The following is a 19,169-nucleotide window of genomic DNA, read 5'->3' as shown; positions in this document are numbered from 1 at the left end:
ATTCTTTTTATTCAGGCGAAAAATTCCCCCTGCGTTATTCCATTACGCCCTTCATTTTTGGGGTAAGTGCACCATAATCATTTATTGTTCGATAAGTTATGCTGCTTCCGGCATCAGAAGGCAATTTAACCGTGCTTTCGCCCATTGGAGGCACCAATGCATTATCAAGAATCCGAGTTCCGGCATTAAGCTCTGTTACCGTCAGGTAATAGGGTGTCGGGTTAATCAGCGTCAGAGAATTTGTGCCGCGACGGAATCTTAATTTTTCTGCGGCCTGATCGGGTGGCAACGCTAATTTAGCCGGGCGGTAATAGAGTTTAATGCGGCTGATTATCGCGAGCTGTAACGTATTCTCGTTCAATTTTGATTTATCCATTGACGGAATCGCTTTTACATTCATCCAGAACAAACTTTCCCGATCCTGCGGCAATTGATTATTTGTGGCATCAAGAATACGCAGGGTATTCTCTTTTTTTCCCTTCATCGCAAACAGAGGTGGCGTCACGATAAAACGACCATCCTTTACACCATCAGCATTTTCTACCCATGATTGAATTAAATAAGTGCTATTTTCATCATTATTTGTCACGGCAAGTTGAACTTGTTTTTGCCCTGCCGGATAAATTACGCGAGTCGCACCTAATGCCACTCCCGCTTCAGCGCGTCCGGCAAGCATCATTGCAACGATCATCAGGATACCTGCCAGTAAGCAGAATGTTATTTCCTGCGATTTTCTTACATTGACGTTTTTATTACTCACTGTCCTGTTCCTGTTATCACAATATCTGCTGAACAATTACTGATAGGTTAAGGAGAACCAGGCCTGAGCATTAGCCATGCCGCCAGTAACCCAACGCCCTGTTGCGCGATATTTAGCAATGAAATGTAGCGAAGTCGCGCCTGAGTAAAGCCGTTTCCAGTGTATTGGTGGACGATTAATCGGTACGAGGTTTCCCTCGTCATCAAACAAGGCAATACCAACATTGGTTGCAATTCCCGGCCCCTCACCCACAGAAAGCACATCCGGATTTTTGCCATCAGCGACACCGTGAAACGCCACGCCCACACGTTCACTCACCACCGTGCTACATTCCCGTAAATGAATAACAAACGGCACCGGGGCGCTATCTTCCCCTACCGCATGAAACCGGTTACTACTGATTTGCCCCATATTGACCGTCATTTGTTTATCACCAGCTTCAATCCGGCAAGCTTCCGCAATAATGACGCCCTGAAATTGCATATTTCCACCGGGCAACGTGGTGTTCCATTTATTTCCGGCCAGTGCAAACATCGGCAGTAACGACGCTACTAGAAATAATTTCGTCCTTTTCATCGTTATTTTTATCGCGCAGGGAGCGGGCATCCTTGCCCATAATTATTTCCCTAAAACCTGAGTGGATTATTGATACTGAACCTTGAAGGTTGCATCCGCATTAGCAGCACCCGGGGTTGCCTCGCCGATTGCATAATAACGCGCCTGGAACGGAATGGTGTTAGTGCCATTATTCAGGGTTGTTTGCTCACTAAATGTCGCACCGTCCAGCGTCAGCGCAGTGCCTGTTCTGTCAAGGATCTGCACACCAACGTTTGTTGCGCTACCTGCAGCAGAACTCTGCAGAGCCAGTACTGTAGGATTGTTGCTGTTAATCGCTGTGCCCAAGAAGGCAACAGCGGCTGTGCTTGCAACAGAAGTATCGCAATCATTCAGTTGAATGTTAAAACCGACAGCAGAGCTGGTTGCTCCAGCCTGCTTCAGAGTAGCAGTACGAACCTGGCCCAACTGAACGGTTTGATCAACAGAACCCGCATCAACCGCACAAGCAGCATTAACGATTTCCCCTTTAAAGTGAACGGTCCCACCATTTACCGTCGTGGGAGTAGTATCGGCCAAAGCCGCTGTAGAACTGAGGGACAGCGCCGACAGAACAACAATTGCCAGAGTTTTAATTTTCATACTGCTTTCCTTTTTAAATCTACGTATAAATCGACATGGGCAGTCGTTCTGTACACTTTGTTCAGATAGATAGTTTGACTGCCAACACTGCACAGTTTTCCCCCAAAAAATGAAACATTTGGGGCCATTTTGACTCATAGAGGAAAGCATCGCTCGCTTACTTATTTAGTTTATTCGTTGGATTAATGAACTTTATTTAATTGATTTTATAGATTTTTATGCTATCTGAGGTGGTTTTTGAAGAGAAGAATGAGGAAGTTGCTTCGAGAGTCAGAAACGCTATCTTTACGTAACGCGGAGGCAATGTGAAATTAATTTACAAGAGAAATAATTTACATATCAAATGGTTAGCTGGTTTTCGTCGATTTTTTATATTTTTATGCTTGAGAAAAAACACAAAACTTTTTTATGATATGGACAGTTTGGCCCCAATTGTCTTGTATTAATCTAATTTTTTATTTTTTTATCAATAGGTTACATTAAGCCTCTTCTCTTTTTAAATTTTCATTTATTAGATTATTTCTTTCCCATAATCCGGCAAAACGTGCGGCATTACTGGCGGTATAACGCACAGTATGGCGAATATTTCGATGCCCCAGATAATCCTGAATTAAACGAGTATCTGCACCGCGCTCGGCCAGTTCATAACCGCAAGCATGTCTTAACATATGAGGGTGAGTCTGCGTCACGGTTCCAGCTTCAACACCCGCATCACGAATGATGCGATAGGCCTGCTGGCGAGAAAGTCGGCTTCCACGACGAGAAATAAATATGGCATCGGTCTGGTCAGCACCTTTCCAGTTAGAACGTTCAAGGGTCCAGCGTTCTACAGCCTCACGCTCGTCGAAACGTAGTGGATGGACAGTAGAAAATCCGTTCTTCAGCCGACGAATATTTATCCGGCCTTCATTGAGATCAAGATCCTGATAATGAAGATCAAGTAGCTCACTAATACGCATCCCGTGCCGATATGCCAACAGAATAAGACAATAATCTCTGGCTCCCGTTGCCCCATAGCAAACCGCTTGCATCATTGCCTGAACTTCTTTACCGGTAAGATAGCGACGTTTACTCACAATAGTAGTACTCCTGAACTGGGTTATATTTGAATGAATACCTATAGGAAAACCTCAATCGGTTAAAATTAGCCCAATAGATAAAAAGATAATCACACACGACATTGAGCGATTATCAGACGTTCACATTAAATATCATACAAAAATAAAATATCACTGATGTGACAAAATCTATTTTCATTGATTTAATTCAATATAACAATAGAGTAAACAGAATTAACTTCCAGTTGCTTAAAAAATAAAGAAAAAAACACAATGAGGTAAGAACTTAGGTGATGTGTAAATTTATGAATGATTTTGTTTGTTTATTTTAAAAAAATAAAACCATTGTGGTTTGTATGGTTGTGGTTAAACCAATGTTTATTCTGATAATTAATGATTATACTTACAATAACATCAATTAATAAATGGTTAATTATTATTGATACATCGTAAGAATAATGTGGTTTTTAACACCATCCATGGTATCTCATCCGTTTTTATAAAACAGCATGGCGTTGCCGACCTCTGGGGCTATCCCAGATACCGTAAAAACGCCCTGCATTACTGGCGGTATACCAGACAGTATGACGAATATTACGATGGCCAAGATAATCCTGGATAAGCCGTGTATCTACTCCCATATTCGCCAAAGCAAAACCACATGAATGACGTAACATGTGAGGATGAATCTCTAGTGATAATCCAGCATTATCACCTGAAGTAGAGATGATTTGATAAAACTGTTGACGAGAAAGAGGATTCCCCTTGCGTGACAAAAACACCCACTCGCTCTCAGCATGTGGATAAGAAGTACGCATACTCAACCAGTTTTTTAAAGCCTGAACTTCTTTGTTTAAGAGCGGGTGTGTCGTTGAAAAGCCTTTTTTTAATCGATGGATATATATACACTTTGCCTTAAGATCAATATCTGAAATTCTCAATCGACAAATTTCACTCGCCCGGAAGCCATGAATAAAACAAAGTAAAGTCAGACAATAATTACGTGCAGCATGAGGCCCGGTATTTGCTGCTTTAAGGAGTAACTCGATTTCACTGTGGGTCAGGAAGTTCCTTTTTTTGTTATCAGCCTTATTCTTCATCGTTTTCCCTTATAATTGCAGACACGCACTAGCTGTACTGGGTTATTATCAGCCCAACATTTAGCCCTGATTATGTTTATAAAAGCGAACGTTTGTGTAATGACTAACGCAAGTGGATCAGCTCTTTTGAATGAACTAAAATGGAGTGGCGATAGTTACTTATAATAACTTTGCCATACAAACGCTATATGCTCTTGTATGCTATGTTCATTAATATATTTATCAGCGTAAGACGAAATCCAATAATAAACCTCATGATCAATATAACTATTCTTATCTATATATCATGTGATATCTTCTGTAACAAGCAAATCATCATAAAAATTTAATATTGCTTCTGTCAGCCATCTCACACATAACATTATTAGTCAACTCTGTTTTTCCGCATAATTGCTATTTCATAGAAACCGGTAATTTTCAGGTGGCTATTATCATGCTAATGCTTAGTTTCCTAGCCATTATTATCCTTTGGTTTGTAAACTCATGCTGTGAGGTTGTTACATCCCTTTTTCATACTGTGTATTTCCCGAAGATATGAGGAAAGCCAGGACACGCTTTTTCCATCTGCATTCGTTGCTAAAGATAGCTTTGGTCACTACGACTTAAACCTTCCTGACTCACAGCTATTCGCCGGGTGATACGGCAACAAACGGATTGAAACATCATCCTGAAAATACCGATGCGTGCTGAACATCAACAAGCCTGCCCGGAACAACTCCGGGAGTTCCCAGCTACGTGCCACAAAGCAGGAAACATATTTCATGATGAGAATTATGCCCAGTCTGATGGCGGATAGACACTTATCTTTACCATGCCCGCTGAGTTATCTTGCAAATCGCCTCCTGTTTGAACTAAAAATAAATAACATATAAAACAAATAATTAAAGAAAAACCTTTGGTTTATGAAGAGCTCCGCAAGTGGTCATCTGGCTTCACATAGCATCTTCTTCTTAGAAAAATATCGACATATTTTGTGACACGAATTGCAAATCTGGTTTTGTTGTATGGATTGTGTGATTTTTGATCTGGTATAACAGGTATAAAGGTTCGCCAAGACAGTAAATGAAGCTGGGCATCTCGCAATCTATGACAAACATCACTTCAGTTCTTTCTCATCGGGTGATGAAAACGCACTTCAGTCTGAAAGGAGTATGAAAATGAGATCAACAAACAATCTATTTTATGACTCTGGGTAAAATGGATTGAGTAAGTGATATAGCTTACGAACATTCAAATCAATTAAACATCAGAAGAGATTTTATACTCAGGTATTTAATCTGGTCCTCTGTATATTTAAATAATGTGGAAAGTGAATTTTCACAGGAGACCTTATACAAAAAATATAAAATACAGCTATCCGCTGCCAAAGACACTATAAGCCTAGCAAAAAATATTACACGACATAAATGCTAATTGTTTATGCGGGCTTTGTATTACTTTCTGTATCCTACAAATGAGTGAAATTTATGAAAAAGGCTAAAATACTTTCTGGCGTATTATTACTCTGCTTTTCGTCGCCATTAATTTCTCAGGCTGCAACACTGGACGTCCGTGGTGGATATCGTAGTGGGAGCCATGCTTATGAAACTCGACTCAAAGTCAGTGAGGGATGGCAAAATGGATGGTGGGCAAGTCTTGAAAGTAATACCTGGAACACTATTCATGATAATAAAAAAGAAAATGCCGCACTCAATGATGTTCAGGTCGAAGTTAATTACGCAATAAAACTTGATGATCAATGGACTGTGCGCCCGGGAATGTTAACCCATTTTAGCAGCAACGGTACACGCTACGGACCTTACGTAAAACTGTCCTGGGATGCGACAAAAGATCTCAATTTTGGCATTCGCTATCGTTACGACTGGAAAGCCTACCGACAGCAAGACTTATCCGGCGATATGTCTCGTGATAACGTTCATCGTTGGGATGGATATGTCACTTACCATATTAATAGTGATTTCACCTTCGCCTGGCAAACAACGCTATACAGCAAACAAAACGATTATCGCTATGCAAACCATAAGAAATGGGCGACGGAAAATGCATTTGTTCTACAATACCATATGACGCCAGATATTACGCCATACATAGAATATGACTACCTTGACCGTCAGGGTGTTTACAACGGTAGAGATAATTTATCTGAAAACAGTTATCGCATTGGTGTGTCATTTAAACTGTAGTAGACAGGAGACAGTCACAATGAATAAAAAAATAATGGCACTTGCTATCATAATGGCTTCATTTGCCGCAAACGCGTCTGTATTACCAGAAACCCCTGTGCCTTTTAAAAGCGGTACTGGAGTGATTGATAACAACACTGTCTACATTGGTTTAGGTAGCGCAGGAGCAGCATGGTACAAGCTGGATACGCAAGCCAAAGATAAGAAATGGATAGCCCTGGCGGAATTCCCGGCTGGCCCGAGAGATCAAGCAACCTCTGCATTTATTGATGGTAATTTGTATGTATTTGGCGGTGTTGGTAAAAACAGAGATGGGTTAACTCAGGTGTTCAACGACGTACACAAATATAATCCCGAAACCAATACCTGGGTTAAATTGATGTCACACGCACCGATGGGCATGGCGGGTCATGTGACTTTTGTACACAACGGCAAGGCTTATGTTACTGGCGGTGTTAACCAGAATATCTTCAATGGCTATTTTGAAGATCTCAATGAGGCTGGAAAAGATTCAAAGACTATAGATAAAATCAACGCCAACTATTTTGACAAAAAAGCAGAAGATTATTTCTTCAATAAGTTTCTGTTGTCTTTTGATCCCTCTACACAGCAATGGAGTTATGCTGGTGAATCTCCCTGGTACGGTACGGCTGGAGCGGCGGTAGCAAATAAAGGTGATAAAACCTGGCTTATTAATGGCGAGGCAAAACCAGGATTGCGAACTGATGCTGTATTTGAGCTTGATTTCACCAGCAATAACATAAAATGGAATAAACTTTCTCCCGTCTCCTCACCGGATGGCGTAGCTGGCGGTTTTGCTGGTATTAGCAATGACTCTCTTATATTTGCCGGAGGAGCCGGATTTAAAGGTTCACGGGAAAATTACCAGAACGGTAAGAACTATGCGCATGAAGGCCTGAAAAAATCGTATAGCGCTGATATTCATCTTTGGCATAACGGGAAATGGGAGAAATCTGGCGAACTGACGCAAGGTCGGGCCTACGGAGTATCATTGCCCTGGAATAATAGTCTATTGATTATTGGCGGTGAAACTGCGGGTGGTAAAGCAGTGGCGGATTCAGTGTTGCTCTCAGTGAAAGATAATAAAGTTACTGTGCAAAACTAACTTTTCAGGGCTCCAGTAAAGGAGCCCTGATATCAATTCATCATTTTAATTACGCGACATTTATATGAACGCAATAATATCGCCCGATTATTACTATGTTCTTACCGTTGCCGGTCAGTCTAATGCTATGGCGTATGGCGAAGGACTCCCGTTACCAGACAGTGAAGATGCGCCTCATCCCAGAATAAAACAACTGGCGAGATTCACTCAGACGCATCCCGGTGGCCCGTTATGTCAATTTAATGACATTATTCCACTGACTCACTGCCCACACGATGTCCAGGATATGCAGGGTTATCACCATCCTCTGGCAACGAATCATCAAACACAGTACGGCACCGTTGGCCAGGCACTACATATTGCGCGGAAATTACTGCCCTTCATTCCTGATAATGCAGGCGTTCTTATCGTTCCCTGTTGCCGTGGTGGATCGGCTTTTACCACGGGCAGCGAAGGGACATATTCAGAACAGCACGGAGCCAGCCATGATTCATGTCGTTGGGGAGCGGATACTCCGCTGTATCAGGATTTAGTCAACAGAACACGAACGGCACTGTCAAAGAATCCGCAGAATAAATTCCTCGGCATATGCTGGATGCAGGGCGAATTTGACTTAATGACCAGTGACTACGCGTTACATCCTCAATACTTTAATCATATGGTTGAAGCCTTTCGTGAGGATTTGAAACAGTATCGTTCTCAGCTTAATAATATTGCTGCCGCTCCGTGGTTTTGCGGCGATACCACCTGGTACTGGAAAGAAAATTACCCTCATGCGTATGAAACGATTTATGGCAATTATAAAAATAATGCCTTAGCCAATATTATTTTCGTCGGCTTCCAGCAACAAGGTGAAAGAGGGCTGACGAACGAGCCAGATGAAGATCCGGACGATTTTAGCACGGGATATTACGGTTCAGCGTACCGAACACCAGAAAACTGGACGACGGTGCTACGCAGCAGTCATTTCAGCTCAGCAGCCCGTCGGGGGATTATTTCTGACAAATTTGTTGAAGCTATTTTACGGTATTGCTGCGAAAGGTGGTCGGGGAGTTTATTCATGGGGGATACTCTTATACGTTCTCAGAACAGGCAACAAAAAAACAAATGAGATCAAGGTAATATATCTTCGCTTGCGGGTTTGAACAGCAGGCAATTGCCAACATAAAAATCTGGCACAAGGGTGAACAGCGCGCGCCACATAAACCTCTGTTACTGCTATACGTATTGGCTGGCTACCAGCATGGACATCCACGCCTTTTCGATTATGGCTCGGAAATCTACGAACCTCTGCACAGTTTACTGGAACGTTTTGGATCACAGCATTCGCAGTATCGGCCTGATATGCCGTTCTGGCGATTACAAGGCGATGGATTCTGGCAATTAGACAATGATGATATGCTTAATACGGGCCGAAGACATTAGGCCATTGTTGTATCTGCTTTCATTCCTAAAAGCCCCTGTCGTTAATGCCAGGCGCATTATGCAAAGGAGAATGATTAGGTAAACAATAAGATTGAAAATCAGGAAAAGCGACTCGCAATAAATCTGAAAGTCGCCTTCACATTGTTAAAATATATCCCTTACCACTCCTGTGTTGTGAACTGTTCATCACACTTATAGCTGACGTTGATCCAGACTGCTATATATCGCCTTTATTTCATTTTTTACGCCTTCGCCACGGTACACCAAAGACGTATCGTATCGTTGATATTTATCTTCTCGCGCAGCACTGAACCAGTTAAAAGATCCAACGCACAGCAACTCCTCATCTCTAATCACAATTTTGCTGTGAACGCGATTCACCAATTTTGTAGCAATGCCCATATTATTGAGCTTTTCGACTGCATCATTTAGAAGATGCAGTTTCTCCTGGCGCTTATCATCATCGACATGCGCAATATTGCAGTTTTTATCCGTTACCACGGTAATATCAATACCCCGGGAACGGGCCAGAGCCATCGACGCAAGAAAACCCGTTTGCTCCACTTTTTGCCAGGATAACCAGGGGGAAATAATCGTGATCTTCTGTTGAGCTGCGGCCAGAGCATTATTCAAAAATTCATCATGCTGCTCCACACCATGCAACGTTGAAATTTGTGTCTGTGCGGAACTTAAATCCTGCCGTTTCTGAAACTCAAATTGCAACGCATTATTATCTGAAGCAAACAGAAATTTTGCCAATAACCCTCGCGGCGAAAATGCTGGCTGCATCTCTATAAGGTCCATATCACCGAAGACCAGAAAACTATCTTTAGCGCGTGAGACTGCGACATTCAGGATACTGCTATTGCTGTCAATAAACTGACCATCTTCATGTTTTGAATAGACCGTAGAAAAGAGAACAATCGCCCTTTCCGCACCCTGCAAGGAGTGCACAGTCCCCACGGTCAGCGAACCCTCTTCGTCATTGCAATTAATCTCCAGCTTACGCAATGACGTCTTGATGGCATTAACCTGTGCCGAAAATGGCGTCACAATACCAACGACTTTATACAGCGGTTCCCCGTAATGGCGCTCTATACCATCCTTATGCGCCACCAGCCATGCTGCAATTGTTTCCGCTTCAAGAGGGTTATAACGGCTACCTCCATTTGGCTTCATGCCCCTGCCGTCAATATGCAAAAACCCCATTGCCGGGAAAATCGTCTCTTTTTCCATTCCTCTTTTGGGCTGCAACTTACCGTGATAGCAAAGTGAGTTACAGTAGCCGATGATGTTATTGAAACAGCGACGATGCTCATACAGATACATTCCGCGCTCGAACCTGGGATCATATTGGTAGCGAGAATTGTACTGAGCAACTTTCATCACGCTGCCGGATGCCGCACTTTTTCCAGACTCACACACATGGGAATATGCATTCATTAGCTCTTCCTGAGTGTCGCCAGAAAGAATGTTCTCCTCCAGCATATTGCCTATATCGGTGACAGGCAGACAATTCCAGATTGGTGCTATTTGTTCTGTATCGCCTATTACCAGCGCTTTCTTAGCTAATGCAAAGGAAGCCGCAGCAACCTCCGGGAGCACCTGCCCTGCTTCATCGACGATCAGTAAATCAGCAAAGTTATATAAATAATCATTATCAAATTGCCTGGCACCTCCGACAAATTTCCCCGTTATCATTTGAGAAGGCAACATGTAGCAGGTCATCACCACACAGGGGGTAAGTTTCATTCTTCTTCGCCATCGGGCCTTGACACTAATCGCCCCAGTGAGTCCTTTTTCTTTTTGCAGATTATCGATTGTCGCCATATCCATCAGCCAGCGACCTTCCCAATAATGAGTCGCTAGCAAGAACGCAGGAAAACGAATCTGAGTATCGGCAAGCTCGTCCGCGCCGGCGAGGTTCAGCTCATCGCATCCCCTGTAGCCCAGCGCATAAGTCAACTCGTGCCATTGTTTTGCTGCTTCCACTTCACGTCGGGCTATGTCCTGCGCAAAGTTGATATTCTGTTGGCACACCGCCTGCTCTTGTTGCGCTTTAGCGATCAAACTATCGATAAATTTATCAATATCTTCGGGACAATTTCCCTGGAACGCTGTCATTCTTGCGCCGAACGTAGAGTCCAGGAAGAGGTTAATCTGGTAATGGCGTTTAGCACGAACAGCAGGGGCCATGACAAAAATGCATACATAAGCGACTCATTGGCACGGTATTGCTGCCACTGCTTTTTACCTCTGACTAAAAGTGAAATTTCATTGCCAATATTGAGAAGAAGTGTGTTTTTGTCCTGAAGATACTGGTCGAGATTCTCACTGATGACTCGCTGTTCATGGCGGATATCATTGAGTCTGCGCCATGCGGGTTCGATTTGCTGAAGTTGCATAAACTGTGAAGTTAAACGTTCATGCAAAAGCGTCACTACATGCTCTGGCGAATTGTACTCTCCAGCTCCAAACGCCGCCTCCGCTTTTTCAAGGTAAAAGGCCCGGGCTTTTTCCAGATATTCCTGGGATTCAACGCGGTTAAAAAAATCTCCAGTCTGGTATTTCTTCGCTGCCTCAACCAGACGGCTTTTAGACGGAAAATAAGCGCCATAGCTTATTACCTCCGGCAACCAACGCCCAGACATTACGCCAAAACCAGTAGAGAAATCTTTTCCAAAGGCTTCAATAATATTGGTGACGGCCTGATTGTTAGTCGATGTGGCAATGATTACAGGAGGTTCAGTTTGATTAAGTGCGGCTCTTGTCCATTCGGTGGCAATAATAGAAAGCACCAGCGTAGTTTTACCCGTTCCCGGAGGACCGTTGACAGCGAGCATATCACCCTGCTGTTGAGTCAGATAATGGCTCAGGGCATCGCGCTGCGCCACTGCCAGCGGAAACTTATCGCCGGAATGCCCCAAACGTTCGCAGAACATCACATTCTTAGCGAGAAGTGGCTCCACTGGAGCCATTTCGTTTGAGGCAAAACGCGTTAATAGCGGAACCTTAACCTGGCTCATCAGAAGATGGTCATACATAGGCAGGATATGAACGCTGGCCCCTACATGCTGGCTAGCTTTAACTATATAACCGTATCCAGCCCGTTCGTATGGCTCAGATGTAGCGACCCAATTTCCAGTGACGTTTCTTAAAAGGTTATCTGACTGTTGAAGATAATTTTGCCAATGCTGACGATACCTGGCATGGCGTTCCGCTTTCTCTTCGTCAGTTTCTTCGTAATGTTCTGGGTCATCTTCATTAATGGTGGCTGTGTTATGCGTGGTTTTGTATTTGTCATATTGCGCCAACTCACCAATAGAAAAATGACCGGAAGGGAGAGGTTCAAGCAGATCGCGGGGAATAGTGGCTGAAGCGGCAGGAAACAAAAAACCTTCCCTATTCAGAAGAGCGGAGGTAACCAGTGGCGTGATAATTGCGGGTGCATCTGCCATTTGCTCTTTGCCATGCTTTACTATGCGGTTCCACACTTGGGGCCGTAACACGACTTCAACGGTTTTTACCGACTCCCCTTCACCGTCAAAAAATGCCCGAATAGTCTCGTCATCCAACTTCCCTGTGGTGATATTTATCCATCGAATGAATGAATCTGTATCTTTACGTGAAAACGTTCCTTTACCAGATTCGGCGTCAGCTAAGGAGTTGCGCCAGTATGAAGTGAATCCCAATGTATTGCTGTCCATTTTCCATTCCGTGACATGATAGAAATCATTGATTTCATTGATGTAAATATTACTTATGATTAAACATTGTCCACGATGCGAGCACGATCGCAATAAATATTGTGCCTGGAGGATGGATTAGATTTTCTGAAAGAGCCGAATCCTTAATAGATAAGCGCAAACATACTTGGTTCGGTATTCTTAAGGGATTTAATATGGATTGAACCAGGTTGACGTTAGTTGGAAAAAACAGCGGAAAAGATTTGTGTGGCGCGGATTTCAGGCATAAAAAAAGACCTCAGTTGAGGTCTATTTACATACTTTTGGTGCCGAAGGCCGGACTCGAACCGGCACGTATTTCTACGGTTGATTTTGAATCAACTGCGTCTACCGATTTCGCCACTTCGGCACTGAAGAGGTATGCGGAAAACGTTGTGGATTATACCTGTCACGCGCCGCCATGCAAGCGTCAGCTTGCACCCACCTTGCTAAGTGCTGAAAATTTCAGCACCATTCTCAGTAATGTGTAACCTTTGTCACACTCCAGGCCTCCCGCCCGACCATGCTCTACACTTCCCGGGCAATATCAGAGAAGGGCAAAAGCATGTCGATGATAAAAAGCTATGCTGCAAAAGAGGCTGGCGGGGAACTGGAGCTCTATGAGTACGATCCCGGTGAACTGAAGCCACAAGACGGCGAAGTACAGGTGGATTACTGCGGGATTTGCCATTCTGGCCTGTCGATGCTCGACAACAAGTGGGGATTCTCACAGTACCCACTGGTTGCCTGTCATGAAGTGATTGGTCGCGTGGTTGCGCTGGGTAGCGCCGCGTAAGATAAAGGTTTGCAAATCAGTCAGCGTGTCGACCTCTGATCGCTCTGCCGGGTCACTTCTACCGGTCTTTAAGATATCTCGCAATCGGCTGAATTTAGTGGTGAAAAGCGCTCAACCGTGTCTATACTCCAGGCAGGGAACTGGAGGAAATCTCATGAGCGAACCGCGTTTAATTGCCCGCACGCCGGACACAGAACTGTTTTTACTACCCGCTATGGCTAACCGTCACGGACTGATTACTGGCGCAACAGGGACAGGTAAAACTGTCACGCTGCAAAAACTGGCGGAATCTCTGTCAGAAATCGGCGTTCCGGTATTTATGGCCGATGTAAAAGGTGATTTGACCGGGGTTGCGGCAGAAGGTACTACCTCGGAAAAACTGCTCGCTCGGTTGAAAAATATCGGCGTCAACGACTGGCAGCCACATGCGAATCCAGTCGTTGTGTGGGATATTTTTGGTGAGAAAGGTCATCCAGTACGGGCAACGGTCTCGGATCTGGGACCGCTGTTGCTTGCACGGCTGTTAAATCTCAACGACGTGCAATCCGGCGTGCTGAATATCATCTTCCGTATTGCCGACGATCAGGGACTATTGTTACTCGACTTTAAAGATCTCCGGGCGATTACCCAATATATCGGTGATAACGCCAAATCATTCCAGAATCAGTACGGTAATATCAGTAGCGCATCGGTTGGCGCCATCCAGCGCGGATTACTGACACTGGAACAGCAAGGGGCGACGCATTTCTTTGGTGAGCCGATGCTGGATATCAAAGACTGGATGCGTACCGATGCCAACGGTAAAGGTGTTATCAATATTCTTAGCGCCGAAAAGCTCTACCAGATGCCAAAACTGTACGCCGCCAGCCTGCTGTGGATGCTTTCTGAGTTGTATGAGCAACTGCCAGAAGCAGGCGATTTGGATAAACCGAAACTGGTATTTTTCTTCGACGAAGCGCATCTGCTGTTCAACGATGCACCGCAGGTGTTGTTGGATAAGATTGAACAGGTAATAAGACTTATCCGCTCGAAAGGTGTGGGCGTCTGGTTTGTTTCGCAAAACCCGTCTGATATCCCTGACAACGTGCTTGGGCAGTTGGGAAATCGCGTTCAGCACGCTCTGCGCGCCTTCACGCCGAAAGACCAGAAAGCGGTGAAGACGGCGGCGCAAACCATGCGTCCCAATCCGGCATTTGATACGGAAAAGGCGATTCAGGAACTAGGAACCGGCGAAGCGTTGATCTCTTTTCTGGATGCGAAAGGAAGTCCTTCTGTGGTAGAGCGTGCGATGGTGATCGCGCCTTGTTCACGGATGGGGCCGGTAACGGAAGATGAGCGTAACGGCCTGATTAATCACTCTCCGGTGTATGGCAAGTATGAAGATGACGTAGACCGGGAATCCGCCTATGAGATGCTGCAAAAAGGCGTGCAGGCCAGTACCGAACAGCAAAATAACCCTCCTGCCAAAGGGAAAGAGATAAGTGAAGATGACGGTATTCTGGGTGGGTTGAAGGATATTTTGTTTGGCACTACCGGACCGCGCGGCGGGAAGAAAGATGGCGTGGTACAGACTATGGCGAAAAGCGCCGCCCGTCAGGTGACGAACCAGATTATACGCGGGGTGCTGGGGAGTTTGCTGGGGGGAAGAAGAAGGTAAGTCAGGTGCGATTTATCTTCGCCTGATGCGGCGCTGGCGGGTCTTATCAGGCCTACACCACTGCAATATATTGATTTTTCAGGCATGAACGAAACACACTTTGCTGACAATAATAAAGGGAGCTTATGCTCCCTTTATTCGTTCATCAAGTTACGATTTTCTCATTAACAGCCACAGGCTGATTAAGAAGAAGCTGGCGCTTGGCAACAGTGCGCCGATGATCGGCGGGATACCGTAAACCAGCGTCAGTGGGCCGAAGATCTGATCCAGCACGTAGAACACAAAGCCAAAGCTGATACCGGTGACCACGCGCACGCCCATCGGCACGCTGCGCAGTGGACCGAAGATGAACGACAGCGCCATCAACATCATCACCGCGACAGAAAGCGGCTGGAAGATTTTGCTCCACATATTGAGCTGATAACGTCCGGCGTCCTGGCCACTCGACTTCAGATACTTCACGTAGTTGTGTAAACCACTAATGGAGAGAGCATCCGGATCCAGCGCTACAACGCCCAGTTTGTCCGGCGTGAGGTTGGTTTTCCAGGTACCGCTCACGGTCTGCGAACCGGTTATCTGTTTGGGATTGGTCAGGTCAGATTCATCAACCTGCGAGAGACGCCAGACTTTATGTTCCGGGTCAAACTTCGCGGAAGCAGCATAGCGAACGGATTGCAGACGACGATTCTCGTTGAAGGCATAAATACTGATGCCACCTAACTCTTCATCGCCTTTTACTCGTTCAATATAGACAAAGTTGTCGCCATCTTTCGCCCATAAACCTTGCTGGGTAGAGAGCAACGAGCCGCCGTACATCGCCTGCGCACGGTAGTTACGCGCCATCTGTTCGCCCTGCGGCGCGACCCACTCGCCAATCGCCATGGTCAACAAGACCAGTGGAATGGCGGTTTTCATCACTGACAGCGCCACCTGCATGCGGGTAAAACCAGAAGCCTGCATTACCACCAGTTCGCTGCGTTGTGCCAGCATCCCCAGTCCGAGCAACGCGCCCAGCAAGGCCGCCATCGGGAAGAAGATTTGCACATCTTTCGGCACGCTCAGCAGGGTATACATCCCCGCGCCTAACGCGTCGTAGCTCCCCTGCCCGGCTTTTTTCAACTGATCGACAAACTTGATAATGCCGGAAAGCGACACCAGCATGAACAGCGTCATCATGATGGTGGTGAAAATAGTTTTACCGATATAGCGGTCAAGTACACCAAAGGGTTGCATTATACCGCTCCTTTACGCGTAAAACTGGCGCGCAGACGGCGGACCGGCACCGTATCCCAAAGGTTGAGAACAATCGCCAAAGCCAGATAAATCAGGTTTACGGTCCACATCCACAGCGTCGGGTCCAACTTACCTTTACCGCCGTTCGATTTCAGCGAGGTCTGGATCAGGAAGAAAAGCAGATACAGCAACATGGCCGGTAGCATCGACAGGACACGCCCCTGACGCGGGTTAACCACGCTCAGAGGCACAACCATGAGCGCCATCATAAACACGGTGAATACCAAAGTGATACGCCAGTTCAGTTCCGCGCGGGCACGATCGGTGTCAGTGTTCCACAGTGTGCGCATGTCCATCTGGTCAGTATCGTTCGGGTCCAGCGCTACCGCCTGATGACCGATGATCGCCTGATAATCCTGGAAGTCCGTAATGCGGAAATCACGCAGCAGTGCAGTGCCTTCGAAGCGCGTTCCCTGATTGAGGGTCACGACCTGAGAGCCATCTCGCAACTGAGTTAAATGTCCGGAATCGGCCACCACCACGGAAGGACGCGCATTACCTTTTGGTCGAATTTGCGCGAGGAACACATCTTTGAAATCGCTACCGTCAACACTTTCGATGAACAGCACCGAGCTGCCATTCGTCGCTTGCTGGAACTGACCTTGCGCCAGCGCCGCCATGCCGGGGTTAGCTTTCGCTTCCGCTAACACTTCATCCTGATGGCGCGATGACCACGGTCCTGCCCACATAACGTTAACCGCCGCGACAATCGCCGTGAATACCGCGAGAACCATCGCCGCTTTGACCAGAACCGCTTTGCTCAGGCCACAGGCATGCATTACCGTAATTTCACTTTCGGTATACAGTTTACCCAACGTCATCAGCAGCCCGAGGAACAGGCTTAATGGCAGGATAAGCTGCGCCATTTCCGGCACGCCCAACCCAAGAAGGGAGAGCACCAGGTTCGCCGGAATGTCGCCGTCAACCGCCGCGCCGAGGATCCTCACTAACTTTTGACAGAAGAAGATCAAAAGCAAGATGAAGAGTATCGCCAACTGGCTTTTGAGCGTCTCCCGAACCAGATATCTTATGATTATCACTTTAAATACGCCCGTAAAAACTCGTCTTTTGCAGGATTTTAGCTTGTTTCATGGCTTAAACGTCATTTATTCTCTTGAGTCGTCGAAATCGTCGCTAAGATAATTATACTCAACGGATTCGCCCCTCAGATTTTGTTCTGACGTGCCAATGCCGTAATAACGTTAAGATTAACACGAAGTCATCGCAACAGCGGACATGAGTTACGAAAGCTTGCAATTCTATCTGTAGCCACCGCCGTTGTCTTTAAGATTCAGGAGCGTAGTGCATGGAGTTTAGTGTAAAAAGCGGTAGCCCGGAGAAACAGCGGAGTGCCTGCATCGTCGTGGGCGTCTTCGAACCACGTCGCCTTTCTCCGATTGCAGAACAGCTCGATAAGATCAGTGATGGGTACATCAGCGCCCTGCTACGCCGGGGCGAACTGGAAGGAAAACCGGGGCAGACCCTGTTGCTGCACCATGTGCCAAATGTGCTCTCCGAGCGCATCCTCCTTATTGGTTGTGGCAAAGAACGTGAGCTGGATGAGCGCCAGTATAAGCAGGTTATTCAGAAAACCATTAATACACTGAATGATACTGGCTCAATGGAAGCGGTCTGCTTCCTGACTGAACTGCACGTCAAAGGCCGCAATAACTACTGGAAAGTGCGTCAGGCTGTCGAGACGGCAAAAGAGACGCTATACAGTTTTGATCAACTAAAAACGAATAAGACCGAGCCGCGTCGTCCGCTGCGTAAAATGGTGTTCAACGTACCGACTCGCCGTGAACTTACCAGTGGTGAGCGTGCGATCCAGCACGGTCTGGCGATTGCCGCAGGGATCAAAGCGGCGAAAGATCTCGGCAATATGCCGCCAAATATCTGTAACGCCGCCTACCTCGCCTCCCAGGCACGCCAGTTGGCTGACAGCTACAGCAAAAATGTCATCACCCGCGTTATCGGTGAACAGCAGATGAAAGAGCTGGGGATGCACTCCTATCTGGCGGTTGGTCAGGGTTCGCAGAACGAATCGCTGATGTCGGTGATTGAGTACAAAGGCAACGCGTCGGAAGATGCGCGCCCAATCGTGCTGGTCGGTAAAGGCTTAACCTTCGACTCCGGCGGTATCTCGATCAAGCCTTCCGAAGGCATGGATGAGATGAAGTACGATATGTGCGGCGCGGCGGCAGTTTACGGCGTGATGCGTATGGTCGCGGAGCTGCAACTGCCGATTAATGTTATCGGCGTGCTGGCAGGCTGCGAAAACATGCCTGGCGGTCGTGCCTATCGTCCGGGCGATGTGTTAACCACCATGTCCGGTCAAACCGTTGAAGTGCTGAATACCGACGCTGAAGGCCGTCTGGTGCTGTGCGATGTGTTAACTTATGTTGAGCGTTTTGAGCCAGAGGCGGTGATTGACGTGGCGACGTTGACGGGTGCTTGTGTGATCGCGCTGGGCCATCATATCACTGGCCTGATGGCGAACCACAACCCGCTGGCTCATGAGCTGATTGCCGCGTCTGAACAGTCTGGCGACCGCGCATGGCGTTTACCGCTGGGTGACGAGTACCAGGAACAGTTGGAGTCCAATTTTGCCGATATGGCGAACATTGGCGGGCGTCCTGGCGGGGCGATTACCGCAGGCTGTTTCCTGTCGCGCTTTACGCGTAAGTACAACTGGGCACACCTGGATATCGCGGGTACTGCGTGGCGTTCTGGTAAAGCAAAAGGCGCAACCGGCCGTCCGGTGGCGTTGCTGGCACAGTTCCTGTTGAACCGCGCCGGGTTTAACGGCGAAGAGTGATTGCATCAAGAATTATTGTTCTTGCCGGATG

The 19,169-nt window shown here is 46.3% G+C and carries 13 protein-coding genes, 1 tRNA gene and 3 pseudogenes; 7 read left to right on the top strand and 10 right to left on the bottom strand.

The window, feature by feature from the left end; genetic code table 11:
* Window positions 1-34: 34 nt before the first annotated feature.
* From fimC to fimB, 5 genes are all read right to left on the bottom strand, one after another.
* Entirely contained in the window at window positions 35-760 is a 726-nt protein-coding gene (gene fimC / locus BEA93_RS10490) for a type 1 fimbria chaperone FimC (RefSeq protein WP_001517673.1), read from the bottom strand.
* 36 nt (window positions 761-796) lie between these two features.
* Complete coding sequence (locus BEA93_RS10485; RefSeq protein WP_000831509.1) at window positions 797-1,336, bottom strand: fimbrial protein; 540 nt, start codon at window positions 1,334-1,336, stop codon at window positions 797-799.
* Between the two features lie 66 nt (window positions 1,337-1,402).
* Window positions 1,403-1,957, bottom strand: a complete 555-nt coding sequence (fimA, locus tag BEA93_RS10480; protein ID WP_105224537.1) for a type 1 fimbrial major subunit FimA — start codon at window positions 1,955-1,957, stop codon at window positions 1,403-1,405.
* 479 nt (window positions 1,958-2,436) lie between these two features.
* The gene (fimE, locus tag BEA93_RS10470) at window positions 2,437-3,033 is read right to left on the bottom strand and encodes a type 1 fimbria switch DNA invertase FimE (protein WP_000044701.1); all 597 of its coding nucleotides are present in this window, start codon (window positions 3,031-3,033) and stop codon (window positions 2,437-2,439) included.
* A gap of 479 nt (window positions 3,034-3,512) precedes the next feature.
* A complete protein-coding gene (fimB, locus tag BEA93_RS10465; protein ID WP_000790567.1) occupies window positions 3,513-4,115 on the bottom strand; it encodes a type 1 fimbria switch DNA invertase FimB in 603 nt (200 codons plus the stop codon).
* A 1,466-nt stretch (window positions 4,116-5,581) separates the two neighbouring features.
* Here fimB and nanC point away from each other — a divergent pair.
* The 4 genes and pseudogenes from nanC to BEA93_RS10430 all read left to right on the top strand — a co-directional run.
* Window positions 5,582-6,298 carry an N-acetylneuraminic acid outer membrane channel NanC gene (gene nanC, locus BEA93_RS10445; protein ID WP_000709387.1) on the top strand — a complete coding sequence of 239 codons (717 nt, stop codon included), beginning with the start codon at window positions 5,582-5,584 and terminating at the stop codon, window positions 6,296-6,298.
* A gap of 19 nt (window positions 6,299-6,317) precedes the next feature.
* A complete protein-coding gene (locus BEA93_RS10440; RefSeq protein ID WP_105224538.1) occupies window positions 6,318-7,424 on the top strand; it encodes an N-acetylneuraminate epimerase in 1,107 nt (368 codons plus the stop codon).
* A gap of 64 nt (window positions 7,425-7,488) precedes the next feature.
* On the top strand, window positions 7,489-8,535 hold the full coding sequence (locus tag BEA93_RS10435) for a sialate O-acetylesterase (RefSeq protein WP_105224539.1): 1,047 nt from the start codon (window positions 7,489-7,491) through the stop codon (window positions 8,533-8,535).
* A gap of 14 nt (window positions 8,536-8,549) precedes the next feature.
* Window positions 8,550-8,834, top strand: a pseudogene (locus BEA93_RS10430) (phosphorothioated DNA-binding restriction endonuclease); the annotation flags it as partial.
* A gap of 207 nt (window positions 8,835-9,041) precedes the next feature.
* Here the strand turns inward: BEA93_RS10430 and yjhR are convergent.
* Both yjhR and BEA93_RS10420 read right to left on the bottom strand, forming a co-directional pair.
* Window positions 9,042-12,556: pseudogene (gene yjhR / locus BEA93_RS10425) on the bottom strand (helicase YjhR).
* 303 nt (window positions 12,557-12,859) lie between these two features.
* Window positions 12,860-12,944: transfer RNA gene (locus BEA93_RS10420), tRNA-Leu, on the bottom strand.
* A gap of 195 nt (window positions 12,945-13,139) precedes the next feature.
* On the opposite strand from BEA93_RS10420, the pseudogene BEA93_RS10415 reads away from it, so the two are divergent.
* Window positions 13,140-13,367, top strand: a pseudogene (locus BEA93_RS10415) (alcohol dehydrogenase catalytic domain-containing protein); the annotation flags it as partial.
* A gap of 157 nt (window positions 13,368-13,524) precedes the next feature.
* Complete coding sequence (locus tag BEA93_RS10410; protein ID WP_001294846.1) at window positions 13,525-15,027, top strand: helicase HerA-like C-terminal domain-containing protein; 1,503 nt, start codon at window positions 13,525-13,527, stop codon at window positions 15,025-15,027.
* A gap of 150 nt (window positions 15,028-15,177) precedes the next feature.
* On the opposite strand, the gene lptG is transcribed toward BEA93_RS10410, so the two are convergent.
* The 3 genes from lptG to ytgA all read right to left on the bottom strand — a co-directional run bounded on the left by lptG (window position 15,178) and on the right by ytgA (window position 17,473).
* A complete protein-coding gene (gene lptG, locus BEA93_RS10405) occupies window positions 15,178-16,260 on the bottom strand; it encodes an LPS export ABC transporter permease LptG (RefSeq protein WP_001182249.1) in 1,083 nt (360 codons plus the stop codon).
* On the bottom strand, window positions 16,260-17,360 hold the full coding sequence (gene lptF, locus BEA93_RS10400; RefSeq protein ID WP_000584138.1) for an LPS export ABC transporter permease LptF: 1,101 nt from the start codon (window positions 17,358-17,360) through the stop codon (window positions 16,260-16,262). The genes lptG and lptF overlap by 1 nt, the downstream gene beginning before the upstream one ends.
* Window positions 17,361-17,422: 62 nt before the next feature.
* Window positions 17,423-17,473, bottom strand: coding sequence for a protein YtgA (gene ytgA / locus BEA93_RS25695; RefSeq protein WP_211180521.1), 51 nt, complete (start codon window positions 17,471-17,473; stop codon window positions 17,423-17,425).
* A gap of 153 nt (window positions 17,474-17,626) precedes the next feature.
* Between ytgA and pepA the strand changes: the two genes are divergently transcribed.
* Entirely contained in the window at window positions 17,627-19,138 is a 1,512-nt protein-coding gene (gene pepA / locus BEA93_RS10395) for a leucyl aminopeptidase (protein ID WP_000397162.1), read from the top strand.
* Window positions 19,139-19,169: the final 31 nt, after the last annotated feature.

The organism is Escherichia sp. MOD1-EC5950, from assembly GCF_002965345.1.
Taxonomy (GTDB): domain Bacteria; phylum Pseudomonadota; class Gammaproteobacteria; order Enterobacterales; family Enterobacteriaceae; genus Escherichia; species Escherichia marmotae.
The sequence above is the reverse complement of the archived record's forward strand: the minus strand, read 5'-3'. Positions and strand labels throughout refer to the sequence as shown.